Origin of the sequence: Enterococcus sp. DIV0660C, from assembly GCF_017316125.1 — a bacterium.
Taxonomy (GTDB): Bacteria; Bacillota; Bacilli; order Lactobacillales; family Enterococcaceae; genus Enterococcus_B.
Map to the genome: position 1 here is coordinate 1 of NZ_JAFLWA010000039.1, position 26,027 is coordinate 26,027.

Genomic DNA, 26,027 nt, shown 5'->3' on the forward strand with positions numbered 1-26,027 from the left:
GATAATTTATTACCAGCATATCTGAACGCTTGGAAAATGAATGTCGTTGCAGCGTTACCTTTACAACTCCTTTTCGTAGGGCCTATTTCTCGAAAAGTATTGAACATCATCCAAACAAAATAAAAATAGAGTGTGTCATCTCTGCAGATGACACACTCTATTTTTATGCAAAGAAAGCTTGCATTTGATCTCTTACCTGTTGGCACCATAAAATTTCCTGTTGGCAAAGAAGAACTTTTCGTTTGATGACGACATAGCGTCCAAAATCTTCTTTTTTCGTTGAGGTAAGACCATCTAATTTTGCTTGGTTTTTTTGAAGTATTTTATTCAACTGTTGTTCACGCGTAAATAGCAAACCATTTGCTGTATTTTTATCTAATGTAGAAAAGGCATAGATTTTTGCTAAAAACTCATCTTTTTGTGTAGGTGAAGGAGTTTCTTCCCTGATCCATTCTTCAACGAGTAAGCGTCCTTCATTCGTTAGTTCATAAATTTTTTTCTGTGAATGCTGCTCGTTATCTAAGATAGATAAATAACCTTGTTGTTCGAGTTTCGCTAAGGTTGTATAAATTTGACTATGGTGTGCTTCCCAGAAAATATTAATCAATTGTTTTAACTCATAGCCAGATCGTGGCTTTGTTAAAAGAACACACAATAGAATATAAGATAAAGTATTCATTGAGTAATACTCCTTTCTCCGTTTTTTTTTATTATATCACAAAAAATATACTTAAATTACATGTGCATATTGACATGTAATTTAAGTCATGTATGATGCTAGTTAGAGAGGAATGATAAATTTGGAAAACAAAATTGAAATGAAAGAGCAGACTTCCGAGAAAAATTCGGCATTGGTTGTGGCTGCGACCTGTATGATTGCATTCATGGGAGTAGGATTGGTTGATCCCATTTTAAAAACAATTGCTTTACAATTAAATGCAACACCTGCAGAAACTACGCTTTTATTTACAAGTTATATGCTAGTAACAGGTGTAGTTATGTTGTTCACGGGATTCTTATCTAGTCGAATTGGTTTGAAAAAAACATTGATGATGGGTTTATTGATTATTGTGTTATTTGCCGGACTAGGTGGGTTATCAAATAATATTGGCTTATTGATTGGTTTGCGTGCTGGCTGGGGAATTGGTAATGCACTGTTTGTTTCAACAGCACTGGCGACAATCGTTAGCATTTTGGTAGGAAACACAGAAAAAGCAATTATGATGTATGAAGCTGCGATTGGCTGTGGAATGGCCATTGGTCCATTGTTAGGTGGCGTACTCGGAAGTGGATCATGGAGATACCCATTCTTTGGCGTTGCTTTTTTAATGTTGTGTGCCTTTATTGCGTTGGCTATTTTATTGCCTGAAATTGAAAAACCAAAACGTAAGGTTCAATTTTTAGAAGGAGTGAAAGCTTTAGCTAATCATAAATTACGTTCAGTTGGATTAATCGCGTTACTCTACAATTTTGGCTTTTTTACTTTGCTTGCATATGCACCATTTCTGTTAACAGGTTACACTGAGATGCAAGTTGGATTTGTCTTTTTTGGTTGGGGCGTATTGTTAGCAATTTCTTCTATTTTTGTAGCACCATTTTTAGAAAGAAAGTATACAACCTACCGCACGATTATGACTGCTTTTGTTTTCTTTACACTTTGTTTAATATTACTTGGTTTAGGAACATCAATCTCGATACTCGTACCAATCAGTATTGTGTTAGCTGGATTTTTTCAGGGAATTATTAATACATTGTTAACGACTATTGCTATGGAAATTCCAGGCTTGGAAAGAAATGTAGCTTCTTCTAGCTATAGTTTTGTCCGCTTTTTTGGTGGAGCTCTGGCACCATTTATTGCGGGTAAAATAGGCGAAATCTTTGATGAAAAATATTCGTTTTATTTTGCAGCAATCATTGTTTTGTTAAGTTTAGGATTTATTATTTATCATCGACAATACTTTGTAACAGAAGAAGGAGACCAAAAATAAAAATGAAAAAAATCCTAGAAACTTTATAAACGAAGTTTCTAGGATTTTTTATTTTTCTGCTACACGGTTCCGTACCTTCGTTTTTAAGAATCTCACGGATTGAATGTGCGTCAGACAACTAATGGATGGAAGTCAGTACTGAAGTAATACTTAAGGGAATCCAGCTAAGCCAATTGAGTGTCTTCACTCGCATAATATAGCCAGCATGTTTGAGCCACTGGTAAAAAAGAATAATATCCGCTAAAATCAAGGCATATAAGCTAGCAAGGATAGTATTTAAAAGAGAAGTGAGAGAGCAATAGCCATATGCGCCGGTTCATTAAAGGTAAATTAATTGCTTGCCAACTATAAAGGATTAAACAAAAATCTAAAATGGAAATTAAACATAAGGTAAATATTTTTTCTCTTAATGATTCAGTGAGTAACCTGTAACAAAATAGTGAGGAGTAAAGTAAAATGTTTGAAGAAAATTTTCGTGAAGTAGGGCTAACGTTCGTCGAGTTACCCATTGAATTGGTCGATGGACGACCAGTGTATCGAGGCTATTTAAAAGAATTACCAACAATCAATGCACAAGGTGAATCTAGAAAAACCATGCAACAAAGATTAGCAACGATTTATCAAGCGTATCGTACAGAAATGCTGGAAGAATTAGATGAAGAAAAAGAAAAGACGATGAACTTATCTGTCGATGAATTACTTCGATATTATGATGGTGAGACATTTGATGGTTTTTCGATTCATGAAGGAAATTTTGAGACAGATTCAGAAAACTACTGGAATTAATCAATTAGGGAGTGTGTAGCGATTCTATCAACTACACACTCCCTAATCTAATGAAATCTGTGTTTCAATTGATCTTTATTCAATTGATATTTGTAAGTTAAATGAAAAAAACCTGCAATTAAAAGTGTGACCGTATACGGCAATGAATGATTAAAAAATGACACGTAATTAATCGCTGCTAATAAACTTAAGGCTAACATATAGCTTATATAAAGCCGAATCAGTAATCCTTTAGGTCCAATTTTTTCAAAATACTTTGTCCATTTTTCTCGCTGCATGCCTTGACTTCTTTTTTTTATCTGAAAGAAAAGTGTTAGTAAAGCGACACCAAAAAAAGCGGCAATGTTTAGGGAAAATAAATAGACTAAAAAGATGGTTAAAATTTCAAACATGAGAATACCTTTCTATTAGGTGAATCATTTAAAAAAATAATTCACCTTTATTGCATAATTTACAGTTAGAGGGAACAATCTATGATAACAAATGTTTCTTGTGAAACAAATTAGATGTTACTCACGTACTTGACCGTCACCGTAAATGATATATTTAGTTGTAGTTAGTTCATTAAGACCCATTGGCCCTCTTGCGTGTAGTTTTTGCGTGGAGATACCAATTTCAGCGCCAAATCCAAAAACAGCACCATCAGTAAATCGGGTAGAGGCATTTACATAGACTGCAGCAGCATCAACTTGATTTAAAAATTTTTGACTAGCAGAATAACTGTCTGTAACGATTGCTTCTGAGTGTTTCGTGTTATGGCGATTGATGTGGGTAATCGCTTCGTCGATAGAGTCAACGATTTTTACTGCTAAAATATAATCAAGATATTCTGTATCCCAATCTTCATCTGTTGCTAAAGATGCTGTTTCTAAAAATTCTAGTGAACGTTGATCTGCATGCAGTACCACACCACTGTCAACTAATGCTTTTTCAAGTACTGGCAAGAAAAAAGGAGCGACTTCTGCATGAATTAATAACGTTTCAGCAGCGTTGCAAACAGAAGGACGAGATGCTTTTGCGTTAACAATAATCTTTTTTGCCATTTCTAATTGCGCGTCTTTATCAATATAAATGTGATTGTTTCCTGTACCAGTTTCGATAATTGGCACAGTAGCATGAGCTTTTACCCGTTGGATCAAATTTGCTCCTCCACGAGGAATCAAAACATCTAAATAATCGGTTAAGTTCATTAATTGATCAGCAACCTCGTGAGAAGTATCTGTTACAAATTGAATTGCGTAAGGAGAATGCCCATTGTCCACCAAAACTTGTTGTAGGATTTCGACTAGTTTTTGATTGGAAACAAAAGCTTCTTTTCCACCACGCAAGATAACTGCATTTCCAGATTTGAAGGCTAAGCTGGAAGCATCTGTTGTGACATTTGGCCGTGATTCATAAATAATTCCAATAACACCAAGTGGTACACGTTTTTTTCCAATCAGCAAGCCGTCCTCATTTTTCCACATATGATCAACTTTTCCGACCGGATCCTCCAGTTGGGCAACCTTTCTTATCTCTTCTGCCATCGAATGAATTCTTTCAGGTGTAAGTCTTAATCGATCTTGCATTGTCTCGCTAATTTTATTTTGTGTTGCATGAGCCAAGTCCTCTTTATTAGCTTCAAGAATGGTTGCTTGGTTTTCTTCAATAGCATCCGCCATTTTAAGTAACAAGCTATTTTTATCTGTCGTGCTCATTAAAGCCAAGGTAGTAGCACTGCTTTTAGCATTTTCTCCGAGCTGTCTTAAGTCGATCATCGTAAATCCTCCTTTGTTTTTATAAAAGTTAGTCGAGTTCTCTCATCAAAAATAGTCTTTTAGTTTTGCTTGAAAAATGTACCGATTTCTTTACCAGCTAAGATATCAAAAATAATTGCTGGATTTTTCCCGTTTGCAAGGACCATGGAGCGATTCGCATCAAAAATTCGTTTTGCTGCTTGTAGTTTGCTGAGCATGCCACCTGTTCCAAAGGTACTTCCCGCACCACCAGCTTTGGCCATCAAATCATCATTGATCTCAGTAACCAATGAGTATAGTTCAGCTTGAGCATTAGTTGTGGGATTATCAGAATAAAAGCCATCAATGTCAGATAAGACAATCAACAAATCCGCTGTAACTAATTGAGTTACGATTGCAGAAAGTTGATCGTTGTCTCCAAATTTTGTCGAATGATCTAGCTCATCGACTGCAACGGTGTCATTTTCATTTACAATTGGGATTACGCCAAGGGAAAACAGTTGCTCTAAAGTGTTGGTTACATTTTTTCTGCTTTCTGGAAAATCGATTACATCACGCGTAACTAAAACCTGTGCAGTTTGCTGACCGTAAGTTGCGAATCGTTGATTATAAATGTTTATTAACTCACCTTGACCAATCGCAGCGATTGCTTGTTGTTCAGGAATCGTTTGTGGTCGTTTATTCAAATTCATTTTTGTCATTCCAACACCAACAGCACCAGAGGAAACCAAGATGATTTCTTTTCCACGATTGCGTAAATCAGTTAAAACAAAAGCAAGTTGATCAATCGCCGCTAGATTTACTTTTCCGTTTGGATAAATCAATGTGCTTGTACCTACTTTGATGATAATTCGTTTTGCTTGAGTTAGTTCTTTGCGCATGAGACACCTCTAATAATTAATTGAATAAATTTTGTATGTAATTTTTTTCTATTCTACTTGTTTTAGTGTCTAAAGTCATGTTTAAAAGAAGAAAAAAAGGACGATCTTTGAAGACTTTGCTATAGGATAGCAGAATTTTTTGAAGATTTTGCAAAGAAAGGTCTTTGGTAGTGTGAATATGGTAAAATAAAACATAGTTTATTCTAGGGGGAAGATTCGTGAAAAAAAGAGGTTTTGAAGTCGTTTCTAACTATGCGAGTCAAGAAATCAATTTACCAAAAAGAGCAACACACCATGCTGCAGGATATGATTTTGAAGCTGCGGCAGATATTATTATTCCAAGTATTTGGAAATCAGGGATAAAAAATGGTCTTACTACATTGATTGGATCAATGGGGGAAAATGCAATAACAATTGATGAAAAACAACTAAAACCTATTTTGGTGCCAACAGGTATCAAATCTTATATGGGAGAAGATGAATTCTTACAGTTAGCTAATCGTTCAAGTAATCCTTTAAAACGATTTTTAGTTTTAACAAATGGTGTTGGGGTCATTGATAGTGATTACTACAATAATCCAGATAATGAGGGGCATATCATGTTCCAGTTTACTAATTTTGGTTTTAAAGATGTGACAATCAAAAAAGGTGAACGAATTGGGCAAGGTATTTTCTTGCCGTTTTTGAAGGCAGACCAAGATGAAACAACAACAAGTCGAGAAGGCGGATTTGGTTCTTCCAATAAAGATTAACTTGGCCAGTATTTACTAGCTATTTAAAGGAGGCGAGGCAATGGCAAAAAAATCAAAGACACAATTTGTTTGTCAAAATTGTGGGTATGTGTCGCCTAAATTTTTGGGACGTTGCCCAAATTGTGGGAAATGGAATACGATGGTCGAAGAGATTGAACAAGATACAAGTGATCGTCGAGTCCGTACAAGTTTAACTGGCGAACGAGCAAAGCCCACAAAAATCGACGAGGTGGTCCCTAAAAAAGAACCTCGTGTGCAAACGAAATTAACTGAATTGAACCGTGTACTTGGGGGGGGAGTAGTCCCAGGTTCAATGGTACTGATCGGTGGAGATCCAGGGATTGGGAAGTCAACACTGCTTTTACAAGTATCTCAGCAATTAGCAGCTATTGGGGGAAAAGTTTTATATGTTTCTGGTGAAGAAAGTGCAGAACAAATCAAACTTCGTGCGGAACGCTTAGGAAATATTGATACCGAGTTTTATTTATATGCAGAAACAGATATGAACGAAATTAGTCATGCGATTGAACAACTTAAACCAGATTATGTCATTATTGACTCAATCCAAACAATGACTCAACCAGACATTACAAGTGCTGCTGGGAGCGTTAGCCAGGTAAGAGAAACAACTGCAGAATTATTGAAAATTGCGAAGACGAATGGCATTGCTATTTTTATTGTCGGACATGTTACTAAAGAAGGTTCGATTGCAGGACCAAGAATGTTGGAACATATGGTGGATACTGTTTTGTATTTTGAAGGGGAAAAACATCATAGTTTCCGAATTTTACGTGCAGTGAAAAATCGTTTTGGCTCAACCAATGAGATTGGTATTTTTGAAATGCGTGAACACGGGCTAGAAGAAGTATCTAATCCTTCTCAGATTTTTTTGGAAGAACGTCTAGATGGTGCAACAGGATCAGCAATCGTTGTTGCAATGGAAGGCACTCGTCCAATTTTAGTAGAAATCCAAGCTTTAGTTACCCCAACTATGTTTGGAAATGCGAAACGCACGACTACCGGGTTAGATTTTAACCGAGTTTCTTTGATTATGGCAGTTTTAGAAAAACGAGCCGGTTTATTATTACAAAATCAAGATGCTTACTTAAAAGCGGCAGGTGGAGTAAAATTAAATGAACCAGCAATTGATTTAGCGATTGCGGTAAGTATTGCATCAAGTTATAAAGAAAAAGGAACACAGCCAACAGAATGTTTTATTGGCGAAATTGGGCTTACTGGTGAGATTCGACGTGTAAGTCATATTGAACAACGTGTCAAAGAGGTTCAAAAATTAGGATTTACGAAAGTCTATTTACCAAAAAATAATTTAGGTGGGTGGAAGGCTCCAACGGGTATTGAAGTTATTGGAGTCGCAACATTGGGCGAAACACTTAAAAAAGTATTTCAATCATAAAATAAAAAATTGAAATGGAGGAACAACTATGCAAAAACGCGTCATTACGTTGTTGATGATTATTGCCGGAGCAAGTTTAGGTATTTCTTTTTTACCAACTGCTTGGCAAGCAATCGGTCAACAAACCAATGGCTGGCTGAACAATACGTTTACTAATAGCCTGTTAGGTGCACTTATTTTCTTTATTTTATCTCTGCTATTAGCAAAACATATTGCTGCTGTGCTGAAACAAGTAGAAGAAAAATTAAGTGAGATTAGTTTAACTTATTTATTGTTTGGAGCAATTGGTACAATTATTGGTCTAACTTTAGGGGTGATTATTTCAACTCCTCTTTACAACATGGAAATTCCATTTGTAAATAGCGTTTTACCCATTTTATTGATGATCTTTTTAGGTTATTTTGGTATGAGAATGGGGACAACTCGAATCGATGAATGGAAGAAAATTTTTGCACCACGAAGCAAGAAAGTAGAACAAGAATCACCAACTCAATTTGAAAGCCAACTATTGGAACGTAAATCAGGAGACAATTTCCATAAATATAAAATTTTGGATACGAGCGTTATCATTGATGGTCGAATTTATGATATTGCTAAAACAGGTTTTTTAGAAGGAACATTAATGATTCCAAATTTTGTTTTATATGAATTGCAATACATCGCAGATTCTGGTGATAGTTTGAAACGAGTTCGAGGGCGTCGTGGACTAGATATTTTAAATGCTTTACAAAAAGAAGAAGGTATTTCTGTTGAAATGTATGATGGAGACTTTGAGGAAATCAGTGAAGTTGATAGTAAATTAATTAAATTAGCTAAACTTTTAGATGGTGTGATTGTCACTAATGATTATAACTTGAATAAAGTCTCTGAGTTTCAAAATGTGCCAGTGTTGAACATCAACGCTTTAGCAAATGCAGTCAAACCAGTTGTTATTCCTGGTGAGACAATGAATGTTTTAGTCGTAAAAGTCGGAACAGAGCGTCAGCAAGGTGTTGCTTATTTAGATGATGGAACTATGGTTGTTGTTGAAGATGGCCAGCATTATATGAACGAGCATCTTGAAGTTGTTGTAACTAGTGCATTGCAAACAGCGGCTGGTCGAATGATTTTTGCCAAACCAGCACATGCAGGTCGAGGGATTGATAACAAAAAAAATTCAGAAACGAAGACGAAATCTTAATTTTATAAATAAAATAAGCCAACTGATGAGGAAATTCAATCGGTTGGCTTTACTATTTGCACTAGAAAAGGTAAAATTTTGCTGAGTGACTTTAAATAAATAATGTTTTTAAGGTCAAAGCTGACGGATTTTTGCTGTTAGTCACATAAGTCTAGTTTGAAAGAAGAGGAAGAAAATGACGAAAGTACGCGTACGCTATGCACCAAGTCCAACAGGGCATCTGCATATTGGAAATGCACGAACTGCATTATTCAATTATCTATTTGCTCGCCACAATGATGGAGAATTCATCATTCGTATTGAAGATACTGACCAAAAACGTAACATTGAAGATGGAGAAAAAAGTCAGTTAGAAAATCTAGCTTGGTTAGGAATGGATTGGGATGAATCTCCTGAAAATCCAGGAGAATATGGTCCTTATCGTCAGTCTGAACGTAAAGAAATTTATCAACCACTGATTGATCAATTACTTGCAAGCAATCGAGCTTACAAATGTTACTGTACAGAAGAAGAATTAGAAGCTGAACGTGAAGCACAACGCGCTCGCGGTGAAATGCCTCACTATGGTGGGAAATGTGCCAACTTAACTCCAGAAGAACAAGCTGAAAAAGAAGCGCAAGGTCTAGAGTCAGTTGTTCGTTTCCGTGTGCCGCGCAATACAGAATATAAATTCAACGATATGGTCAAAGGTGAAATTTCATTTGAATCAGATAACATCGGCGGAGACTTCGTCATTCAAAAACGTGATGGCATGCCAACTTATAACTTTGCTGTAGCAGTGGATGATCACTTAATGAAAATTACTCATGTTTTACGTGGAGATGACCACATTGCAAACACACCAAAACAATTGATGATTTATGAAGCATTTGGTTGGACACCACCAACGTTTGGTCACATGACGCTGATTATTAACAGCGAAACTGGTAAAAAATTAAGTAAACGTGACGAATCAATTCTTCAATTTATCGAACAATATCGTGAATTAGGTTACTTACCGAATGCAATGTTCAACTTCATTGCATTGCTTGGTTGGTCACCAGTAGGTGAAGAAGAAGTTTTCAGTCAAGAAGAATTAGTGAAAATGTTTGATCCAGAACGTTTGAGCAAGTCACCAGCAGCATTCGATGCAAAAAAATTACAATGGGTAAATAACCATTATATGAAAGAAATGGATTTAGACGAACTAACAGATATGTGTCTACCTTATTTGATTGCAGACGGTCGAGTTGAAAAAGATCCAGATGAAAAAACAATTGAGTGGGTGAAAAAAATCGTTCAATTGTATCAACCACAAATGAGCTATGCTGCGGAAATCGTTGAAGTATCAGAGTTATTCTTTAATGAACATCCCGTTTTAAATGATGCAGCAAAAGAAGTTTTAGCTGGTGAAACAGTTCCAGCCGTCTTGACAGCATTCAAAGCTCAATTAGAAGAAATGGAAGTTGTTGATGCGCCAACAGTTAAAGCAGCTATCAAAGCAGTCCAAAAAGAAACTGGTGTAAAAGGCAAAAACTTATTTATGCCAATTCGTGTGGCTGTTTCAGGTCAAATGCATGGGCCTGAATTACCAGACACAGTCGAATTATTGGGTCGTGAAAAAGCACTTGCTCATTTGAGCCAAGTAATAAAATAAACACAAAGAACAGAAGAAGTAAACAGGTAGTTTGTTCATAGAGAGACGGCGGAAGGTGAAAGTCGTTACAAATTAGGTGTTGAAATGCCTCTGGGAGTGGTTTTAGCGAACATAAGTAGCTAAAAACGGGTAGCAGACGTTATCTTGCTTCGAGGTAATCTGTTTTGATTATGAAAAAAAGTGGAACCACGCCGTTAGCGTCTTTTATTTAAGGAAACTTATTTAAAAGGCGCTTTTTGTTTATAGTTTTGATTACATAAATATGTTATAGAAAGGAGTGAAAGTGAGTGAATTGGTTTACGCGAATAATTACTGCTACCAAAAAAAATGATCCTGCTGTCCGTTCGACTTTAGAGATTGTTCTAACATATCCAGGATTTCATGCGTTACTTTGGCATCGTCTTTCACATTTCTTATATCAACACCGTTTGTATTTGTTGGCTAAAATCATTGCCCAATTTTGGCGCTTTCTGACTGGAATTGAAATTCATCCTGGCGCCCAAATTGGTAAAGGTGTTTTTATTGATCATGGAATGGGCGTAGTAATCGGGGAAACGGCGGAAATTGAAGATGATGTGGTCTTATTCCATGGAGTGACTTTAGGTGGCACAGGCAAACAAACAGGCAAACGACATCCTACAGTTAAACAAGGCGCGTTGCTTTCTGCAAATGTACAAATTTTAGGCCCAGTGACAATTGGTCGATATGCAAAAATAGGGGCAGGAGCCGTGGTACTTAATGACATACCAGATGATGCTACAGCAGTTGGTATTCCGGCAAAAGTTGTTCGGATTAAAGGTGAAAAGATAAGGAGAACAGAATGATAAAAATATATAATACACTTACTCGAGAGAAAGAAATATTTGTGCCTATTAAAGAAGGTCAGGTTGGAATGTATGTTTGTGGTCCAACAGTTTATAATTACATCCATATTGGAAATGCACGCAGTACCATTGCATTTGATACAATTCGTCGTTATTTCGAATACCGTGGTTATCAAGTAAAGTATGTTTCGAACTTTACAGATGTAGATGATAAGATCATCCGTGCGGCAAAAGACTTAGGAATCACAGCACCAGAAGTTGCAAATCGTTTTATTCAAGCATTTGAGGAAGATACTAAAGCGTTAAACGTGGAACCAGCAACCTTGCATCCGCGAGTAATGGATCACATGCCAGATATTTTATCGTTTATCCAAGTATTGATTGAAAAAGGTTATGCGTACGAAGCACAAGGTGATGTTTATTATCGCACACGTCGCTTTAAAGATTACGGCCAATTAAGCGATCAGTCAATTGATGAACTTGAAATTGGTGCTAGTCAGCGAACAGGTGATGAACAACAGTTGAAAGAAGATCCTTTAGATTTCGCTTTATGGAAAAATGCCAAGCCTGGAGAAATTTCTTGGGAGTCACCATGGGGGAATGGTCGGCCAGGTTGGCATATTGAATGCTCTGTTATGGCTACAAAACATTTGGGGGAAACGATTGATATTCATGGCGGTGGACAAGACTTAGAGTTCCCTCATCATGAGAATGAAATTGCCCAAAGTGAGGCTAAAACAGGACAAAAATTCGCAAATTATTGGATGCATAATGGTTATGTAACGATTGGTGAAGAAGATCAAAAAATGAGTAAGTCTCTTGGTAATTTCATCACTGTTCATGAAATGATCCAAAAAGTGGATCCGCAAGTTCTACGTTTTTTCATGGCAACGACGCAATATCGCCGACCAATTCGTTATAGTGAGGCAACAATAAAAGAAGCTGCAACCAATCTGCAACGTTTAAAAAATACGTATGATAACGTTCAATTCCGTAAAGACAGCGCTGCTAGTTCGTCAGCAGATGATAGTAACAAAATGGCAGAATTAACTGAGTTGAAAGCAAGATTTGTTCAAGAAATGGATGATGATTTCAATGCAGCAAATGGAATCACAGTTGTTTATGAACTTGCAAAATGGTTAAACACTTATTTGGAACAAGTACAAGTTTCCCTACCAGTTTTAGAGCAAGGTATAACTTTATATACACAATGGTTAGCAATCTTTGGGATTTTCTTTACCTCAGAAGAGTTATTAGATGAAGACATCGAACAACTGATTGAGGAAAGAAACCAAGCACGCCAAACAAAAAATTTCGCACGTAGCGATGAAATTCGGGACTTATTTAAAGAAAAAGGGATTATCTTGGAAGACACCCCCCAAGGAACCCGTTGGAGAAGAGAAGTATGAGAGATTACACGCAGTTAAATGGTTTAGCTCTTGCATATGTTGGTGATGCCATTTATGAGATTTATATTCGAGACTACTTAATTGATCAAGGTCAAACAAAGCCTAATAAATTACATCATACAGCGACAAATTATGTATCTGCTAAAGCACAAGCTTACTTGATTCAAAAGATGCTAGAAGAAAATATTTTAACAGACACAGAAGATATTTATTATCGTCGTGGTAGAAATGCAAAGAGTCATACAGGTGCTAAAAATGCAGACATCACGACTTACCGAATTGCTACAGGTTTTGAAGCGTTGATGGGGTATTTACATCTAACAAAGCAAACTGAACGAATGGAAGAATTGATTGACTGGTGTATTCAGAAAATAGGTGAAAAAAATGGATAGAAAAAATAATTTTAAAAATAAAAAAAGACAGAGCAATGACTGGAAGAAACAATCAACAAAACCTCAAAAAAGAACAAAAGAAGAATCAAAGCATACGCAAGAAAAAGACGAGTCACTTGAAGATAATTTTGTCTTTGGCCATCATGCTGCTGTGGAAGCACTACAACAAGGACGAGGAAACAAGTTGTTTCTTCAAGAAGATGCTCATGGAGAAAAGATAGATGAATTAAAAATAATTGCTCGTGACCAAGCAGTACCCGTAAAATGGGTTCCTAAACAAAAATTGGATACGCTAAGTGATCGTGGTGTGCACCAAGGCGTAGTTTTAGCTATCACACCTTATGAATATTTGTCGTTAGAACAATTGCTTGACCAAACAAAAGCAAAAAAAGAAAATCCTTTCTTTTTAATTTTAGATAGTCTAGAAGATCCACATAATTTTGGATCTATTTTGCGAACAGCCGATGCAAGCGGCGTGGATGGTGTTATTATTCCTAAACATCGTGCAGTTGGTATCACACCAATCGTTACCAAAACGTCTACTGGAGCAGTTGAATATGTTCCGGTAGCAAGAGTAACTAATCTGATTCAAGCTGCTCAACAACTAAAAGAAGCTGGGTTTTGGATTTTTGGAACAGATATGTCTGGGACAAATTTTCAGAATTGGAATGCAAAAGGTTCAATCGCATTAGTAATTGGTAATGAAGGACGTGGCATGAGTCAAGGATTGAAAAAGGAAATGGATGAACTGTTGACGATCCCGATGGTAGGGCATGTTCAAAGCTTGAATGCAAGTGTTGCAGCCGGTCTACTGATGTATCAGGCATTTTCCCAACGACAGGGGGAGTAAGCTGATGAAAAAGCAGTTATTGATTGTCGATGGCTACAATATGATTGGTTCTTGGCCAGAACTTGTTTTGTTAAAAAAACAAGATAAAATGGCTGATGCACGTGAAGCTTTGCTCCATCGTTTGTCTAATTATGCAAAGTTTGAAGGAATTGAAGTAATCGTGGTTTTTGATGCGCAACTGGTCCCAGGAATCCAACAAAACTATAAAAAATATCAGTTAGAAGTTGTATTCACCAAAGAAGATGAAACAGCGGATAGTTATATTGAGCGAGTAGCAGGCACATTGAATGATCGATTGACACAAGTGACAGTGGCTACAAGTGATTTGGCGGAACAGTGGGTAGTATTTTCACAAGGCGCCTTACGAACTTCTGCGTATGAATTGTATAAAACAATCAAGAAGACAGAAGAAACAATAGCCCAAGAAAATATAAATATGCGTTTTATTGATTTTCGACGTAATTCTCCTTGGAATGATGAACAATTGCATAAATTGTCTAAAAAGCTAGACGATTTAATGAAAAAGGACAGATAACCTTGTTATCAGATTAAATAACGTAATTTTTGATGCTAATATTCCTCCATAATAGAGATTATGGAGGATTTATTTATGCCTGAGGAGTTATTACATGCTGCACGAGATGGTGATGAAGAAGCATTTTCTACCCTTTATCAGAAATATTATCCACTTTTATTACGTTTGAAAAATAGTTATTATGTGCGGAATTTTATGAACGAAGATTGGGAACAAGAAGCACGTGTCGCGTTATATCAAGCTTTAAAAACCTATGAAAACAACAAAGGAGTTAGCTTTGGTAGTTATTACAAAAGTGTTATTACTAATCAAATCTATTCGTTATTAAGAAAACAAAACGCATTAAAACGTAGAGATCAAAAAGACGAGGTTTCTATGGAACAAAAAATTGAATCTGAGGGACCAGATTTTTTAGCGGAAGTGACAACTCAAGAACCTGTAGCAGTCCAACAGCTACTGTTGAACGAAGCAATTGAAACATGTGAAATCCATTTTTCAAAAAGAGAAGCACAGATTTTTCATCATTATATGCAAGGAAGTGATTTTTCGTACATAGCTAAAGATCTATCAATGGATATTCAGCAGGTAATGAGTGGTTACAACCGTGTAAAACAGAAAATTAAGAAGCATTTGAAAGGGTACAGCGAAGAATACTAGTTAACATTTCTGCGTCAACTATTTTTTTATTGCATTTCCTTTTTTTATATGGTAGACTTGAAAAGTTTTGCATTATCTGTTATAATGGGTAATGAGGTGAACTGTATGCCAACAACTTTAGCTACAATCAAGAAAGATTTAGAAGGTCGTATCGGCAGCCAAATCATGTTGGTTGCTCAGACAGGAAGAAAGCGTCAAACAGAACGCCGCGGCGTTTTAACAGAAACCTATCCTTCAGTCTTTGTCGTTGACTTAGATCCTGAAGAAAACTCTTTTGAGCGAGTTTCTTACAGCTATTCTGATGTATTAACTCGTACAGTAGAGATTGAATTTTTGACAGAAGCAGTTTAAAAGCAGACGGGCCCTTGTATGGTTCGTTTGCTTTTTTATTTTTTAACAAGTAATCTATAAAAAGATAAATTGTTAGGAGGCTACTGAATGAATTACCAAGTGAAAGCATTTGATGAATTAACAACAAAAGAATTTTATCTGCTAATAAAAGAGAGAATTGCCGTTTTTGTGGTTGAACAAAAGTGTCCATATCAAGAAGTTGACGAAATTGATCCAGAGGCGCTGCATACGTTTTTGACAGATGACCAGGGAAACATAGTTGCTTATACACGAATCTACAAACAAGAAGATGCCGTACATTTTGGACGAGTTTTGGTAGCTAAAGGACATCGTAAATCAGGATTAGGAAAGGAAATCGTTCAAAAGACTTTGGAAGTTATTGAACAAAAGTATCCAACTGCGTCAATTATTATTGGTGCTCAAGATTATCTACGTTCATTTTACGAATCATTTGGTTTTCAAGCGATTTCAGATGTTTATTTGGAAGATGATATTCCTCACATTGATATGAAAAAATAAAAAAAGTTGAAACAACAAATTTTTGTTGTTTCAACTTTTTTTATTTTATATTTGATTCGTCTTCTATTTTTGCTTGAAGTGTTGAACGACCATTATCTTCAGCTACCTGTTGTGCCAATAAATCGCGTATATCACTTAAGTATTGTTCAGCTGTTGGTTCATCAAGAACTTCTTCATCTTCTTTTTTACGTAAATCTTTTGCCTTGTTTGCTGCTTTGACCACTAAGAACAAAACAAAACCTGTAATTAAAAATGTAATAATAGCACTAACGACATTACCAAATGAAAAAGTTACGCCTTTGACAGGTGTGACGTCTAACACAGACAACGCTCCGTCCAAATCGGAAGTACCAGTGATAAGAGCAACTATCCAACCAATTAATGGTGTAATCAATCCTTCTACGATTTGATTAACGATTCCTGTGAACGCACTCCCGATGACAACCCCAACAGCTAGATCGAGCACATCGCCTCGCACAATAAACTCTTTAAATTCTTTAATCATAAAACCCCTACTTTCTTTTTCATTACCTTTAGTATATCTAACAATAAAAAAATATAAAAACAATAAACGCTTTTGTTCGCTAAATGCTTGAATACTAAGCTTCTATGCTATACTAGAATCAACTGTAACGATAAAAGGAGCAACGACTTATGACAAATAAATTGGCAGAAGGCGTGAATTTACATGTCTTACAAACAAAAAAATATAAAACGATTCGAATTTTTATTCGATTCACAACACGTCTTGATCGAGCAGTCATTACGCAGCGATCATTACTGAGCAGTTTATTAGAAACAAATAGCTTAAATTATCCAGACCAGACACAACTTAGCGCAAAGTTAGCTGAATTATATGGTGCAAGTTTTGGCTGGAGTGTAAGCAAAAAAGGAAATTTACATTGGCTGAACGCAGGCATCAGTTTTGTTAATGGTGATTATGTGAATGACTCAAAAATTCTGCTCCAAGTTGTTGACTTTTTGAAAGAGGTTATCTTTGCGCCAAACATTGTAGATGGGCAGTTCGATAATCAAACGTTTGATTTAGAAAAAAACAATTTGAAAACTTATTTAGAAAGTTTAGATGAAGACAAACAGACATTAGCATCATTAGCACTGCAACGGCTCTATTTTGAGCAAGCAGATGCTCAAAGAATCCCTAGTTTTGGAACCGTAAGAGACCTAAAAGAAATTACGGCAGAGTCACTTGCTACGTATTACAAGAAAGTCTTGGCAGAAGATCAAGTCGATATTTTTGTCATTGGAGATGTGAACGAGAAGGAAGTCATCAAAGCAATTCAAACTTTGCCATTTACTGATCGCGAATTTACACATCCAGAAATATTTTATGCGCAACCACAATCAAATGTAATCAAAGAACGCCAAATGCACGAACCTGTTGTACAAGCAAAGTTAAACTTAGCCTATCAAACAAATGTTTACTACAACCAGCCTGAGCGTTTTTCACTGATGGTGTTCAATGGCTTATTTGGTGGTTTTCCACATTCAAAATTATTTATGAATGTGCGCGAAAAAGAAAGCTTGGCTTATTATGCTTCTAGCAGTGTAGACACGTTCCGCGGATTTATGACTGTTCAAACAGGAATTGATGGGAAAAATCGCGAAAAGGTTTTAAATTTGATTCATAAACAATTAGAAAGCTTACGAAATGGTGAAATCACTGACCTCGATTTATCTCAAACAAAAGCAATGTTGAAAAATCAATACTTGCTATCACTTGATGCACCACAAGCTGCAATCGAATCGACTTATTTAGACAACTGGCTGCCGGAAACTAAATTAACAGATGACGAGTGGTTAGCTCGACTAGAAAGTATCACAATCAAAGATGTTCAAAAAATTGCAGATCAAGTGGAGCTTCAAGCAATTTTCTTTTTAGATGGAGGAAGCATGAATGAATAAAACCGAGTATTCACAAATTAATGAAACGCTTTATCATGAAGTGCTGCCAAATGGATTGACCGTTTACTTATTACCCAAAAATGAGTACCACAAGACCTATGGCTTATTTAGCACGAATTATGGCTCAATCGATAATGAATTTATTCCTTATGGAGCGAATGAAAAGACAAAGGTACCGGATGGAATTGCACATTTCTTAGAACACAAGTTATTTGAAAAAGAAGACGGAGATGTTTTCCAATTGTTTGGGCAACAAGGCGCTTCTGCGAATGCCTTTACTAGCTTTACCAAAACAAGTTATTTATTTTCAACGACAGATCAAGTAGAAAAAAACTTGTTGACATTACTAGACTTTGTGCAGGCGCCATATTTTACTGAGGAGACAGTCAACAAAGAAAAAGGAATCATTGGACAAGAAATCCAAATGTATGAAGATGATCCTAACTGGCGTCTATTTTTTGGTATTTTGAATAACTTATATCCAAAACATCCTTTACACATCGATATTGCAGGGACGGTTGATAGTATTGATAAAATCACGGCAGATGATTTGTATACTTGCTATCACACATTTTATCAACCAAGTAATATGGTTTTGTTTTTAGTAGGGAATTTGGATCCAGAGAAAATAATGGAAGTTATCAGAGAAAATCAAATGAGCAAAGAATTTCCACCAGTGAAAGAAATCAAGCGATATTTTCCTGAAAATAACGATGAAATTATTGAAGAAAGTCATCTAAGAGCGGCTGTAACACGTAAAAAATTCGTTTTGGGGATTAAAGGTGTTGACGAGTTACCAGCAGATGGCTATCAATTGATGCGCTATAAAACAGCATTGAATCTCTTATTCCAATTATTGTTGGGAAACACGTCTCAAAACTATTTGAAACTTTACAATGAAGGAATCATTGATGATAGTTTTGGTTTTGAATTTAGTCTAGATCGTGAATTTCATTTTGCTGATTTTAGTGGTGATACGGACGAACCAAAACGTGCTGCGCAACAAGTGCGGAAAATCGTTCTTGGATTTGAGAAGGATCCAGAAGTAAATGAAAAAAATCTTGAATTATTGAAGAAAAAAATGCTAGGTAAATACTTCCAATCACTTAATTCCATTGAGTATATTGCTAATCAATTTACGCAAAGCCTTTATGGTGAGTACACTTTATTTGATTTACCAGAAGTGATTGAATCCATCCGATTAACTGATGTATTAGCAGTTGGTTCAGCTTTCTTAGCAGCTGAGACGTTTAGTGAATTTTATATGGAACCACAAGGTGAGTAAGATGCCAACAGCGTTAGTTATGGGAGCTAGTGGGGACATTGGTGAAGCAATCTGTCGTCAGTTGGCACAAGAGGGCTGGTCATTGTATTGTCACTATCATCGTAATGAAAAAAAAGTATTAAATTTCGTTTTAGACTTGCAAAAATGTTATCCGCTGCAAGATTTTTTTATGGTATCCTTAGATATGTTAAACATGGAAGAAATACCGAAATTTACACAAGGATTATTTCAAGTTGACAGTGTCATTTTTGCATCAGGATTTACGAAATATGCTTTGTTTAAGGAATATACGGGACCAGATATGGATCAGCTGTGGCAAATTCATGTGAAATCTCCACTATTGCTTTTGCAAAGACTGGAATCAAAACTTGCTCGGTCTGATTATGGCAGAATTGTGTTTATTGGTTCTGTTTATGGGATGCAAGGAAGCAGTATGGAAACAGTTTACAGTGCTGTTAAAGGTGCCCAACAAGCCTTTGTTAAGGCTTATGCAAAAGAAGTGGCAACATTAGGAATAACGGCCAATGTCATAGCGCCAGGAGCTGTCGCAACAGCGATGAATCATGACTGGTCTGAAATAGAATTAACGGAGTTAAAAGAGTCGATCCCGTTAGGAAGACTAGCTCAGCCAAAAGAAATTGCTGCTGCTGTGACATTTTTATTACAAAAAGAGGCGGCCTATATCACTGGAATTACATTACCAATAACGGGTGGTTGGCTAGAATAAAAAGACTGGAGAAGATGAACGAGTGGCTTTTGAAACCATTGGGGAAAAATTACGGCAAGCTCGTCTAAATAAAAAAATATCTTTAGACGAATTACAACAAATTACAAAAATTCAAAAACGTTACCTCGAAGCAATTGATAACGACGAATTCGATCAACTTCCTGGTAAGTTTTATGTACGTGCATTTATTCGCCAGTACGCGCAAGCTGTTGGAGAAGATGGCGATAAACTTGTAGATGTTTTCGATGGAAAAAGAAAATTATCTGATGGCTCAGAAATTAAAAGACCAGAACCGGAAACTGTGAGTGGTTCACGAAAAGCAATGCACCAAGAAGAATTTGCACCAAGTAAATTTTGGACAAGTCTGCCTGTTCTTTTATTAGGATTGGTCGCAGTTGCAATCGTGATTGTGGTTGGCTATATGACGTGGCAAGATCGACAAGCAGCACCAATTATTAGTGAAGCAAGCTCATCAATGACAGTTGATGGCTCAATTGAGGAAACAAAACAATCTTCACATGTAAGTGAGTCATCACCAGTACAATCTTCAACAGTTGAATCAACGACTGAGGAAAAGAAAATGACGATTACTGCTGGTACAGATACAGCAAATGCGATTGATGTGAATATTACAGATGCAACGGAGCCTTTGACGCTGGAATTCACAGCGAAAGATCGCGTGTGGGTAGGTGTGATGGTAAACGGGGCATATGTTTACCAAGGAACACTTGCAGTTGGTGAATCACAGAGTACACAGCTTGCTGCCAATGTACCTAATGCAGTCGTGACAATCGGTGCAGCAAGTAATGTTGCAATTAAAGCAAATGGTGAAGATGTGCCAGTGAACGCTGGAGAAAATAATTTAAGTCCCAAAAATGTTAACCTTACTGTCCAATATGCAGAATAGTTCAGACAAAAACTGCAATAAAAATCCATTCGATTTTTATTGCAGTTTTTCAATCGTAAAACGAATAATTTTTTTGTAAGTAGAAAAAGTAAGTTATTTCTGTGGAAACTTTAAAGAGACTCACGTAAAATGAACAAGAAAGGAGTGCAATAGTGTGAATTTACCAAATAAATTAACTGTGATAAGAATTTGTATGATCCCAATCTTTATCCTTGTTGTAGGGGTACCCTTGGATTGGGGACAATTAACGGTGGGAACAACAACTGTTGCTGTAACACAAGTAGTCGGAGCAATCATTTTTGCAATTGCAAGTATTACGGACTGGCTTGATGGAAAAATTGCTCGTTCTCAAGGTTTAGTAACAAACTTTGGAAAATTTGCCGATCCTTTAGCAGATAAAATGCTAGTTATGACGGCATTTATTATGCTGGTTGGACAAGATAAGGCACCAGCTTGGGTTGTTGCGATTATTGTTTGTCGAGAATTAGCGGTAACGGGTTTACGCTTATTATTAGTTGAACATGGTGAAGTAATGGCAGCTGCATGGCCTGGAAAAGTGAAAACTGCTACACAAATGGTTGCAATTATTTTGTTGCTGATCAATAATATTCCATTTAATTTGATTGGTCTTCCATTAGATCAAATTATGCTTTATGCATGTTTAGTATTTACTATCTATTCTGGTGTTGATTACTTTGCCAAAAATAGTAGTGTGTTTAAGGGTTCGATGTAATTCCAAAAAAGCTTGGCGACAATTGTGTCCCAAGCTTTTTTAAATAAAAAATATTTGCGTTACAGCGTATTAATTATTAGGGAGAGGCAAATTTATGAAAGCAGAGATTATTGCAGTAGGAACAGAGCTACTTCTTGGTCAAGTAGTCAATACAAATGCAACTTTTTTGGCTGAGCAGTTAGCAGATCTTGGTATCGAGGTTTATTATCAGACAGTGGTTGGAGACAACAGACAAAGATTAGATGAGTTGTTAGAATTAGCAGAGTCACGGAGCGAGTTGATTATTTTATGTGGTGGATTAGGTCCTACTGAAGATGACTTAACAAAAGAAGTAACAGCTGACCATTTAGATAAAGAGTTAGTTCAAGATAGAGAGGCTTACCAAAAGTTATTAGAATTTTTTGAAACAACCAAACGTCAAATGACTGTGAATAACTTACAACAGTCGCAAACTATTGAAGGAGGGATTGTGTTACCTAATCGTACGGGGCTAGCTGTCGGGACATTTATCCAAAAAGAATCACATGCTTATATCCTACTCCCTGGACCACCGAATGAACTGAAGCCAATGTTCATTGAGCAAGTGCGCCCATTATTAATTGAAAAATTTCCTTCAAAAGAAAAATTGATTTCACGTGTTCTACGCTTTTATGGAATTGGTGAATCCAAATTAGTGACAGAGTTAGCTGAACTGATTTCCACCCAAATCAATCCAACAATTGCACCCTATGCGAAACCCAATGAAGTTACCTTACGTTTAACAGTTAAAACAAATGATGTACATGCTGGTAACCAAGCGTTACTTGCACTTGAAGAAAAAATTCAAGAGCGAGTGGGCGAATATTTCTATGGTTATGGGGATGATAATTCTTTGGAGAAAGTTGTAGTTGATTTGCTAAAAGAAAGAGGAAAAACAGTGACTGCGGCTGAAAGTTTGACTGCAGGAGAGTTCCAAGCAACATTAGGAAAAATTTCTGGTGTTTCTGAAGTTTTCCCTGGAGGATTCGTGACCTATTCAGAAGAAACAAAAGCCGATTTTTTAAAAATCGACCCACAATTTTTGAGAAAACATGGGACAGTTAGTCAAGAATGCGCCGAAAAAATGGCGGAGCAAGCAAGAAAGTTAGCGAAGACGGACTATGCAGTTTCGTTCACAGGGGTCGCAGGACCAGAAATGCTAGAAAATCAATCTGTTGGGACAGTTTGGATTGCTGTAGCTTCAGTTAATGATGTAAGTGCAGCTAAGTTTCAATTTACACGCGGACGTGAAGCGATTCGTCGTAGTGCAGTAATGGAAGGATTGAGCATGTTACGTAAGCGGATTTTAAGAAAAAAATAAAATGCGAATATTTGTTCGGTTTTTCTTGCTTTTTAATTCTAAAACCGCTATGATAATTGTATTGAAATGACGTTGTTAATGTGAATATAAGGAGGATTATCGTATTGGCAGATGATCGTAAAGCAGCTTTAGATGCTGCGTTAAAAAAAATCGAAAAAAGTTATGGTAAAGGTTCTATTATGAAGTTGGGCGAGAAAATCGACCAACAAATTTCAACAATTCCAAGTGGTTCACTTGCTTTAGATGTAGCATTAGGAGTAGGCGGTTATCCGCGTGGCAGAATCATTGAAGTTTATGGGCCAGAAAGTTCTGGTAAAACAACTGTTGCACTTCATGCAATTGCCGAAGTACAAAAAAATGGGGGGACAGCTGCTTTTATTGATGCTGAGCATGCATTGGACCCACAATATGCCCAAAAATTAGGCGTCAATATTGATGAATTGCTGTTATCACAGCCAGATACAGGTGAACAAGGATTAGAAATTGCTGATGCATTAGTTTCAAGTGGCGCAGTAGATATCGTTGTTGTCGATTCAGTAGCAGCGTTAGTTCCACGAGCAGAAATTGATGGCGAAATGGGGGACGCTCACGTTGGATTACAAGCTCGTTTGATGTCTCAAGCTTTGCGTAAATTATCAGGTTCAATTAATAAAACAAAAACCATTGCAATTTTTATCAATCAAATTCGTGAAAAAGTAGGCGTAATGTTTGGTAATCCAGAAGTAACACCTGGAGGACGCGCATTGAAGTTCTATGCAACGATTCGTTTAGAAGTACGCCGCGCAGAACAATTGAAGCAAGGGACAGATATTGTCGGAAACCGTACAAAAATCAAAGTAGTTAAAAATAAAGTGGCACCACCATTCAAAGTAGCAGAAGTCGATGTAATGTATGGACTAGGAATTTCACAAGAAGGAGAGCTACTTGATATGGCGGTAGAAAAAGATATCGTTGATAAAAGTGGTGCTTGGTATTCATATAAAGAAGATCGTATTGGTCAAGGACGCGAAAATGCGAAAATCTATATGTCTACACATCCAGAAATGATGAATGAAATTTCTGGCTTAGTGCGCGAAGCTTATGGCATTGGCGAAGGCACTGAAACAGAGGAAAAAACGGAGCAGGAAGAATTACCTTTAACAGAAGAATAATTGATTTGATTTTCAAAGGTCGGGACAAGCTGTCTCGGCCTTTTTTGTCGGACATGATGGTTAAAATTTAAAGAATCTCATCAAGAGTAAAAATGGTTAAAAATAAAAGAACGTTTGTAATTACTGATGTATATTTTAAATGATCTGCACTCTGATATAACAGTTATGGCTAACTCGTTCAATTAGAATAATCAAATACTTGATCTTTATATTTGAGAAGAAAAAAAGATTAGGTCCAACTAATAAATTAAGTGTTGTCAGTCTTTTTTTTGATTTCGTAAATAAAAAACCACCGTTTAATATAAATTTAGAAAGCAGTTTCTTTGTTTATTTAAAGTTGACACTAAGGGGTACAAACATTAGAATAAACTTGTGTACTTTTTATACACATATGCAAGTAGGCATATTGATAAGATTAAAATAGTTTATCAGAAAAACTACGTGATTGATAAAATGAAAAAGATAGTATGGAGGTGGATTTTATGGTATTCAACATTCTCCTCGCTATCATCGGTTTAATTGTCGGTCTTGGTTTAGGGTTGGTCGTTGCGAAGTCACGTCACGAAAAAGAGATAGCCGGTGCAAAAACATCGGCTGTAGGTATTATCGAAAGTGCAAAGAAAGAAGCAGAGACTCTAAAAAAAGAAGCATTGTTGGAAGCTAAGGAAGAAAATCAGAAATATCGTTCTGAAGTTGAAAGTGAGCTGAGAGAAAGTAAATTAGAATTAAAATCTCAAGAAAATCGATTGATTCAACGTGAACAAACATTGAATCGTAAAGATGACTCATTGGAAAAACGTGAGAACTCACTTGAAAGCAAAGAAGAAATACTTAGTTCAAAACAGCAATTAATTGAAGAGCGAGAACAAGACGTTGAAAAATTGATTGAAGATCAACAAAAAGAATTAGAGAAAATTGCTGGTTTATCTAAAGAAGATGCAAAGGATGTTATCATGAAGTCAACCGAGGAAGAGTTGAATCATGAGTTAACTGTTATGGTGAAAGAATCTGAACAACGTGCAAAAGAAGAGGCTGATCGTAAAGCGAAGAACTTACTTTCATTAGCTATTCAACGTTGTGCAGCAGATCAAGTTTCTGAAACTACAGTATCAGTTGTTACTTTGCCAAACGATGAGATGAAAGGTCGCATTATTGGTAGAGAAGGACGCAATATCCGCACATTAGAAACACTGACAGGAATTGATTTGATTATCGATGATACTCCTGAAGCAGTTGTTCTTTCTGGTTTTGATCCAATTCGTAGAGAAATCGCAAGAATGACGTTGGAAAAATTAATTCAAGATGGGCGTATCCATCCAGCTCGTATTGAAGAAATGGTTGAGAAATCACGTAAGGAAATGGATGAACGTATTCGTGAATATGGTGAAGAAGCTGCATTTGAAGTTGGTGCGCATACACTCCATCCAGATTTGATTAAGATTTTGGGACGGTTACGATTTAGAACAAGTTATGGTCAAAATGTATTGAAGCACTCAGTAGAAGTTGCTAAGTTGTCTGGGATTTTAGCTGCAGAATTAGGCGAAGATATCCAATTAGCTAAGCGCGCAGGCTTACTACATGACATTGGGAAAGCACTTGATCATGAAATTGAAGGTTCCCATGTTGAGATTGGTGCAGAACTAGCTGCCAAATACAAAGAAAATCCAGTGGTTATCAATGCCATTGCTTCTCATCATGGTGATGTGGAAGCAACATCGGTTATTTCGGTGCTTGTGGCAGCAGCTGATGCATTATCTGCTGCTCGACCTGGTGCACGAAGTGAATCGTTAGAAAACTATATTCGTCGTCTTAAAAACTTAGAAAATATTTCTAATAGTTTTGCTGGTGTAGATTCAAGTTTTGCTGTACAAGCAGGACGTGAAGTACGTGTAATGGTAAAACCTGAAGAGATTTCTGATTTAGAGGCAGTTCGTTTGGTTAGAGATATCCGTAAACGAATTGAAGAAGAATTGGATTATCCTGGACACATTAAAGTAACCGTTATTCGCGAAACGCGAGCAACAGATTACGCTAAATAAAAAAAGACCAATG

The 26,027-nt window shown here is 36.5% G+C and carries 27 protein-coding genes, 1 pseudogene and 1 other annotated feature; of the genes and pseudogenes, 23 read left to right on the forward strand and 5 right to left on the reverse strand.

Annotated features, from left to right (window positions below; genetic code table 11):
- A pseudogene (locus tag DOK81_RS12340) lies at nucleotides 1-123 on the forward strand (DUF2798 domain-containing protein); the annotation flags it as partial.
- A gap of 40 nt (nucleotides 124-163) precedes the next feature.
- Here the strand turns inward: DOK81_RS12340 and DOK81_RS10595 are convergent.
- Nucleotides 164-679, reverse strand: a complete 516-nt coding sequence (locus DOK81_RS10595) for a PadR family transcriptional regulator (protein ID WP_206910717.1) — start codon at nucleotides 677-679, stop codon at nucleotides 164-166.
- Nucleotides 680-791: 112 nt separating this feature from the next.
- Here DOK81_RS10595 and DOK81_RS10600 point away from each other — a divergent pair, with 112 nt between their 5' ends.
- The gene (locus DOK81_RS10600) at nucleotides 792-1,988 is read left to right on the forward strand and encodes an MFS transporter (RefSeq protein ID WP_206910718.1); all 1,197 of its coding nucleotides are present in this window, start codon (nucleotides 792-794) and stop codon (nucleotides 1,986-1,988) included.
- A gap of 456 nt (nucleotides 1,989-2,444) precedes the next feature.
- On the forward strand, nucleotides 2,445-2,774 hold the full coding sequence (locus tag DOK81_RS10605; RefSeq protein WP_206910721.1) for a hypothetical protein: 330 nt from the start codon (nucleotides 2,445-2,447) through the stop codon (nucleotides 2,772-2,774).
- A gap of 47 nt (nucleotides 2,775-2,821) precedes the next feature.
- On the opposite strand, the gene DOK81_RS10610 is transcribed toward DOK81_RS10605, so the two are convergent.
- From DOK81_RS10610 to proB, 3 genes are all read right to left on the reverse strand, one after another.
- A complete protein-coding gene (locus DOK81_RS10610; RefSeq protein ID WP_206910723.1) occupies nucleotides 2,822-3,166 on the reverse strand; it encodes a hypothetical protein in 345 nt (114 codons plus the stop codon).
- Nucleotides 3,167-3,283: 117 nt separating this feature from the next.
- Nucleotides 3,284-4,531, reverse strand: a complete 1,248-nt coding sequence (locus DOK81_RS10615) for a glutamate-5-semialdehyde dehydrogenase (RefSeq protein ID WP_206910725.1) — start codon at nucleotides 4,529-4,531, stop codon at nucleotides 3,284-3,286.
- 59 nt (nucleotides 4,532-4,590) lie between these two features.
- Nucleotides 4,591-5,391, reverse strand: a complete 801-nt coding sequence (gene proB, locus DOK81_RS10620) for a glutamate 5-kinase (RefSeq protein WP_206910727.1) — start codon at nucleotides 5,389-5,391, stop codon at nucleotides 4,591-4,593.
- A 218-nt stretch (nucleotides 5,392-5,609) separates the two neighbouring features.
- Here proB and DOK81_RS10625 point away from each other — a divergent pair, with 218 nt between their 5' ends.
- The 12 genes from DOK81_RS10625 (at nucleotide 5,610) to DOK81_RS10680 (ending at nucleotide 15,910) form a co-directional block, all read left to right on the forward strand.
- Nucleotides 5,610-6,143 carry a dUTP diphosphatase gene (locus tag DOK81_RS10625; protein ID WP_206910728.1) on the forward strand — a complete coding sequence of 178 codons (534 nt, stop codon included), beginning with the start codon at nucleotides 5,610-5,612 and terminating at the stop codon, nucleotides 6,141-6,143.
- A gap of 40 nt (nucleotides 6,144-6,183) precedes the next feature.
- Nucleotides 6,184-7,557, forward strand: a complete 1,374-nt coding sequence (radA, locus tag DOK81_RS10630) for a DNA repair protein RadA (protein WP_206898080.1) — start codon at nucleotides 6,184-6,186, stop codon at nucleotides 7,555-7,557.
- Between the two features lie 28 nt (nucleotides 7,558-7,585).
- The gene (locus DOK81_RS10635; protein WP_206910730.1) at nucleotides 7,586-8,737 is read left to right on the forward strand and encodes a PIN/TRAM domain-containing protein; all 1,152 of its coding nucleotides are present in this window, start codon (nucleotides 7,586-7,588) and stop codon (nucleotides 8,735-8,737) included.
- Between the two features lie 175 nt (nucleotides 8,738-8,912).
- The gene (gene gltX, locus DOK81_RS10640) at nucleotides 8,913-10,373 is read left to right on the forward strand and encodes a glutamate--tRNA ligase (RefSeq protein ID WP_206910733.1); all 1,461 of its coding nucleotides are present in this window, start codon (nucleotides 8,913-8,915) and stop codon (nucleotides 10,371-10,373) included.
- Nucleotides 10,370-10,581 (forward strand) — a binding site (T-box leader). Its footprint overlaps the gene before it by 4 nt.
- A 79-nt stretch (nucleotides 10,582-10,660) precedes the next feature.
- Nucleotides 10,661-11,197 (forward strand): serine O-acetyltransferase EpsC, encoded by a 537-nt coding sequence (gene epsC / locus DOK81_RS10645; protein ID WP_206898077.1) that lies wholly within the window; start codon nucleotides 10,661-10,663, stop codon nucleotides 11,195-11,197.
- Nucleotides 11,194-12,606, forward strand: a complete 1,413-nt coding sequence (gene cysS, locus DOK81_RS10650; RefSeq protein WP_206910735.1) for a cysteine--tRNA ligase — start codon at nucleotides 11,194-11,196, stop codon at nucleotides 12,604-12,606. Before epsC ends, cysS begins: the two co-directional genes overlap by 4 nt.
- A complete protein-coding gene (locus DOK81_RS10655) occupies nucleotides 12,603-12,998 on the forward strand; it encodes a Mini-ribonuclease 3 (RefSeq protein WP_206910738.1) in 396 nt (131 codons plus the stop codon). The genes cysS and DOK81_RS10655 overlap by 4 nt, the downstream gene beginning before the upstream one ends.
- Entirely contained in the window at nucleotides 12,991-13,848 is an 858-nt protein-coding gene (gene rlmB, locus DOK81_RS10660; RefSeq protein ID WP_206910741.1) for a 23S rRNA (guanosine(2251)-2'-O)-methyltransferase RlmB, read from the forward strand. The genes DOK81_RS10655 and rlmB overlap by 8 nt, the downstream gene beginning before the upstream one ends.
- 4 nt (nucleotides 13,849-13,852) lie before the next feature.
- Complete coding sequence (locus DOK81_RS10665; RefSeq protein ID WP_067484601.1) at nucleotides 13,853-14,383, forward strand: NYN domain-containing protein; 531 nt, start codon at nucleotides 13,853-13,855, stop codon at nucleotides 14,381-14,383.
- Between the two features lie 75 nt (nucleotides 14,384-14,458).
- Nucleotides 14,459-15,040, forward strand: coding sequence for a sigma-70 family RNA polymerase sigma factor (locus DOK81_RS10670; protein WP_206910747.1), 582 nt, complete (start codon nucleotides 14,459-14,461; stop codon nucleotides 15,038-15,040).
- A gap of 105 nt (nucleotides 15,041-15,145) precedes the next feature.
- The gene (locus DOK81_RS10675; protein ID WP_067484607.1) at nucleotides 15,146-15,391 is read left to right on the forward strand and encodes a Veg family protein; all 246 of its coding nucleotides are present in this window, start codon (nucleotides 15,146-15,148) and stop codon (nucleotides 15,389-15,391) included.
- Between the two features lie 87 nt (nucleotides 15,392-15,478).
- On the forward strand, nucleotides 15,479-15,910 hold the full coding sequence (locus tag DOK81_RS10680) for a GNAT family N-acetyltransferase (RefSeq protein WP_206910750.1): 432 nt from the start codon (nucleotides 15,479-15,481) through the stop codon (nucleotides 15,908-15,910).
- A gap of 40 nt (nucleotides 15,911-15,950) precedes the next feature.
- Here the strand turns inward: DOK81_RS10680 and mscL are convergent, their stop codons facing one another.
- Nucleotides 15,951-16,415, reverse strand: coding sequence for a large conductance mechanosensitive channel protein MscL (gene mscL, locus DOK81_RS10685; RefSeq protein ID WP_206910753.1), 465 nt, complete (start codon nucleotides 16,413-16,415; stop codon nucleotides 15,951-15,953).
- Nucleotides 16,416-16,564: 149 nt separating this feature from the next.
- Here mscL and DOK81_RS10690 point away from each other — a divergent pair, with 149 nt between their 5' ends.
- The 8 genes from DOK81_RS10690 (at nucleotide 16,565) to rny (ending at nucleotide 26,014) form a co-directional block, all read left to right on the forward strand.
- On the forward strand, nucleotides 16,565-17,833 hold the full coding sequence (locus DOK81_RS10690) for a pitrilysin family protein (RefSeq protein ID WP_206910754.1): 1,269 nt from the start codon (nucleotides 16,565-16,567) through the stop codon (nucleotides 17,831-17,833).
- Nucleotides 17,826-19,118 (forward strand): pitrilysin family protein, encoded by a 1,293-nt coding sequence (locus tag DOK81_RS10695; RefSeq protein WP_206910756.1) that lies wholly within the window; start codon nucleotides 17,826-17,828, stop codon nucleotides 19,116-19,118. The genes DOK81_RS10690 and DOK81_RS10695 overlap by 8 nt, the downstream gene beginning before the upstream one ends.
- A gap of 1 nt (nucleotide 19,119) precedes the next feature.
- A complete protein-coding gene (locus DOK81_RS10700) occupies nucleotides 19,120-19,845 on the forward strand; it encodes an SDR family oxidoreductase (protein WP_206910758.1) in 726 nt (241 codons plus the stop codon).
- A gap of 22 nt (nucleotides 19,846-19,867) precedes the next feature.
- Nucleotides 19,868-20,752, forward strand: a complete 885-nt coding sequence (locus DOK81_RS10705) for a RodZ domain-containing protein (RefSeq protein ID WP_206910760.1) — start codon at nucleotides 19,868-19,870, stop codon at nucleotides 20,750-20,752.
- Nucleotides 20,753-20,906: 154 nt separating this feature from the next.
- A complete protein-coding gene (pgsA, locus tag DOK81_RS10710) occupies nucleotides 20,907-21,485 on the forward strand; it encodes a CDP-diacylglycerol--glycerol-3-phosphate 3-phosphatidyltransferase (protein ID WP_206910762.1) in 579 nt (192 codons plus the stop codon).
- Between the two features lie 94 nt (nucleotides 21,486-21,579).
- Nucleotides 21,580-22,824: a competence/damage-inducible protein A gene (locus DOK81_RS10715; RefSeq protein ID WP_206910764.1), complete on the forward strand. Its 1,245-nt coding sequence runs from the start codon at nucleotides 21,580-21,582 to the stop codon at nucleotides 22,822-22,824.
- 104 nt (nucleotides 22,825-22,928) lie between these two features.
- Nucleotides 22,929-23,975 (forward strand): recombinase RecA, encoded by a 1,047-nt coding sequence (gene recA, locus DOK81_RS10720; protein WP_206910767.1) that lies wholly within the window; start codon nucleotides 22,929-22,931, stop codon nucleotides 23,973-23,975.
- A 482-nt stretch (nucleotides 23,976-24,457) separates the two neighbouring features.
- Nucleotides 24,458-26,014 (forward strand): ribonuclease Y, encoded by a 1,557-nt coding sequence (gene rny, locus DOK81_RS10725; protein ID WP_206910768.1) that lies wholly within the window; start codon nucleotides 24,458-24,460, stop codon nucleotides 26,012-26,014.
- Nucleotides 26,015-26,027 lie beyond the last annotated feature (13 nt).

Coding starts and splice junctions, on each gene's coding strand:
- DOK81_RS10690 (WP_206910754.1), top strand. CDS start 16,565: ATGACAAATAAATTGGCAGAAGGCGTGAATTTACATGTCTTACAAACA.
- radA (WP_206898080.1), top strand. CDS start 6,184: ATGGCAAAAAAATCAAAGACACAATTTGTTTGTCAAAATTGTGGGTAT.
- DOK81_RS10680 (WP_206910750.1), top strand. CDS start 15,479: ATGAATTACCAAGTGAAAGCATTTGATGAATTAACAACAAAAGAATTT.
- cysS (WP_206910735.1), top strand. CDS start 11,194: ATGATAAAAATATATAATACACTTACTCGAGAGAAAGAAATATTTGTG.
- DOK81_RS10605 (WP_206910721.1), top strand. CDS start 2,445: ATGTTTGAAGAAAATTTTCGTGAAGTAGGGCTAACGTTCGTCGAGTTA.
- proB (WP_206910727.1), bottom strand. CDS start 5,391: ATGCGCAAAGAACTAACTCAAGCAAAACGAATTATCATCAAAGTAGGT.
- DOK81_RS10665 (WP_067484601.1), top strand. CDS start 13,853: ATGAAAAAGCAGTTATTGATTGTCGATGGCTACAATATGATTGGTTCT.
- DOK81_RS10670 (WP_206910747.1), top strand. CDS start 14,459: ATGCCTGAGGAGTTATTACATGCTGCACGAGATGGTGATGAAGAAGCA.
- DOK81_RS10675 (WP_067484607.1), top strand. CDS start 15,146: ATGCCAACAACTTTAGCTACAATCAAGAAAGATTTAGAAGGTCGTATC.
- gltX (WP_206910733.1), top strand. CDS start 8,913: ATGACGAAAGTACGCGTACGCTATGCACCAAGTCCAACAGGGCATCTG.
- DOK81_RS10600 (WP_206910718.1), top strand. CDS start 792: ATGATAAATTTGGAAAACAAAATTGAAATGAAAGAGCAGACTTCCGAG.
- DOK81_RS10695 (WP_206910756.1), top strand. CDS start 17,826: ATGAATAAAACCGAGTATTCACAAATTAATGAAACGCTTTATCATGAA.
- DOK81_RS10715 (WP_206910764.1), top strand. CDS start 21,580: ATGAAAGCAGAGATTATTGCAGTAGGAACAGAGCTACTTCTTGGTCAA.
- DOK81_RS10635 (WP_206910730.1), top strand. CDS start 7,586: ATGCAAAAACGCGTCATTACGTTGTTGATGATTATTGCCGGAGCAAGT.
- DOK81_RS10700 (WP_206910758.1), top strand. CDS start 19,120: ATGCCAACAGCGTTAGTTATGGGAGCTAGTGGGGACATTGGTGAAGCA.
- mscL (WP_206910753.1), bottom strand. CDS start 16,415: ATGATTAAAGAATTTAAAGAGTTTATTGTGCGAGGCGATGTGCTCGAT.
- DOK81_RS10610 (WP_206910723.1), bottom strand. CDS start 3,166: ATGTTTGAAATTTTAACCATCTTTTTAGTCTATTTATTTTCCCTAAAC.
- DOK81_RS10615 (WP_206910725.1), bottom strand. CDS start 4,531: ATGATCGACTTAAGACAGCTCGGAGAAAATGCTAAAAGCAGTGCTACT.
- DOK81_RS10595 (WP_206910717.1), bottom strand. CDS start 679: ATGAATACTTTATCTTATATTCTATTGTGTGTTCTTTTAACAAAGCCA.
- rlmB (WP_206910741.1), top strand. CDS start 12,991: ATGGATAGAAAAAATAATTTTAAAAATAAAAAAAGACAGAGCAATGAC.
- rny (WP_206910768.1), top strand. CDS start 24,458: ATGGTATTCAACATTCTCCTCGCTATCATCGGTTTAATTGTCGGTCTT.
- DOK81_RS10655 (WP_206910738.1), top strand. CDS start 12,603: ATGAGAGATTACACGCAGTTAAATGGTTTAGCTCTTGCATATGTTGGT.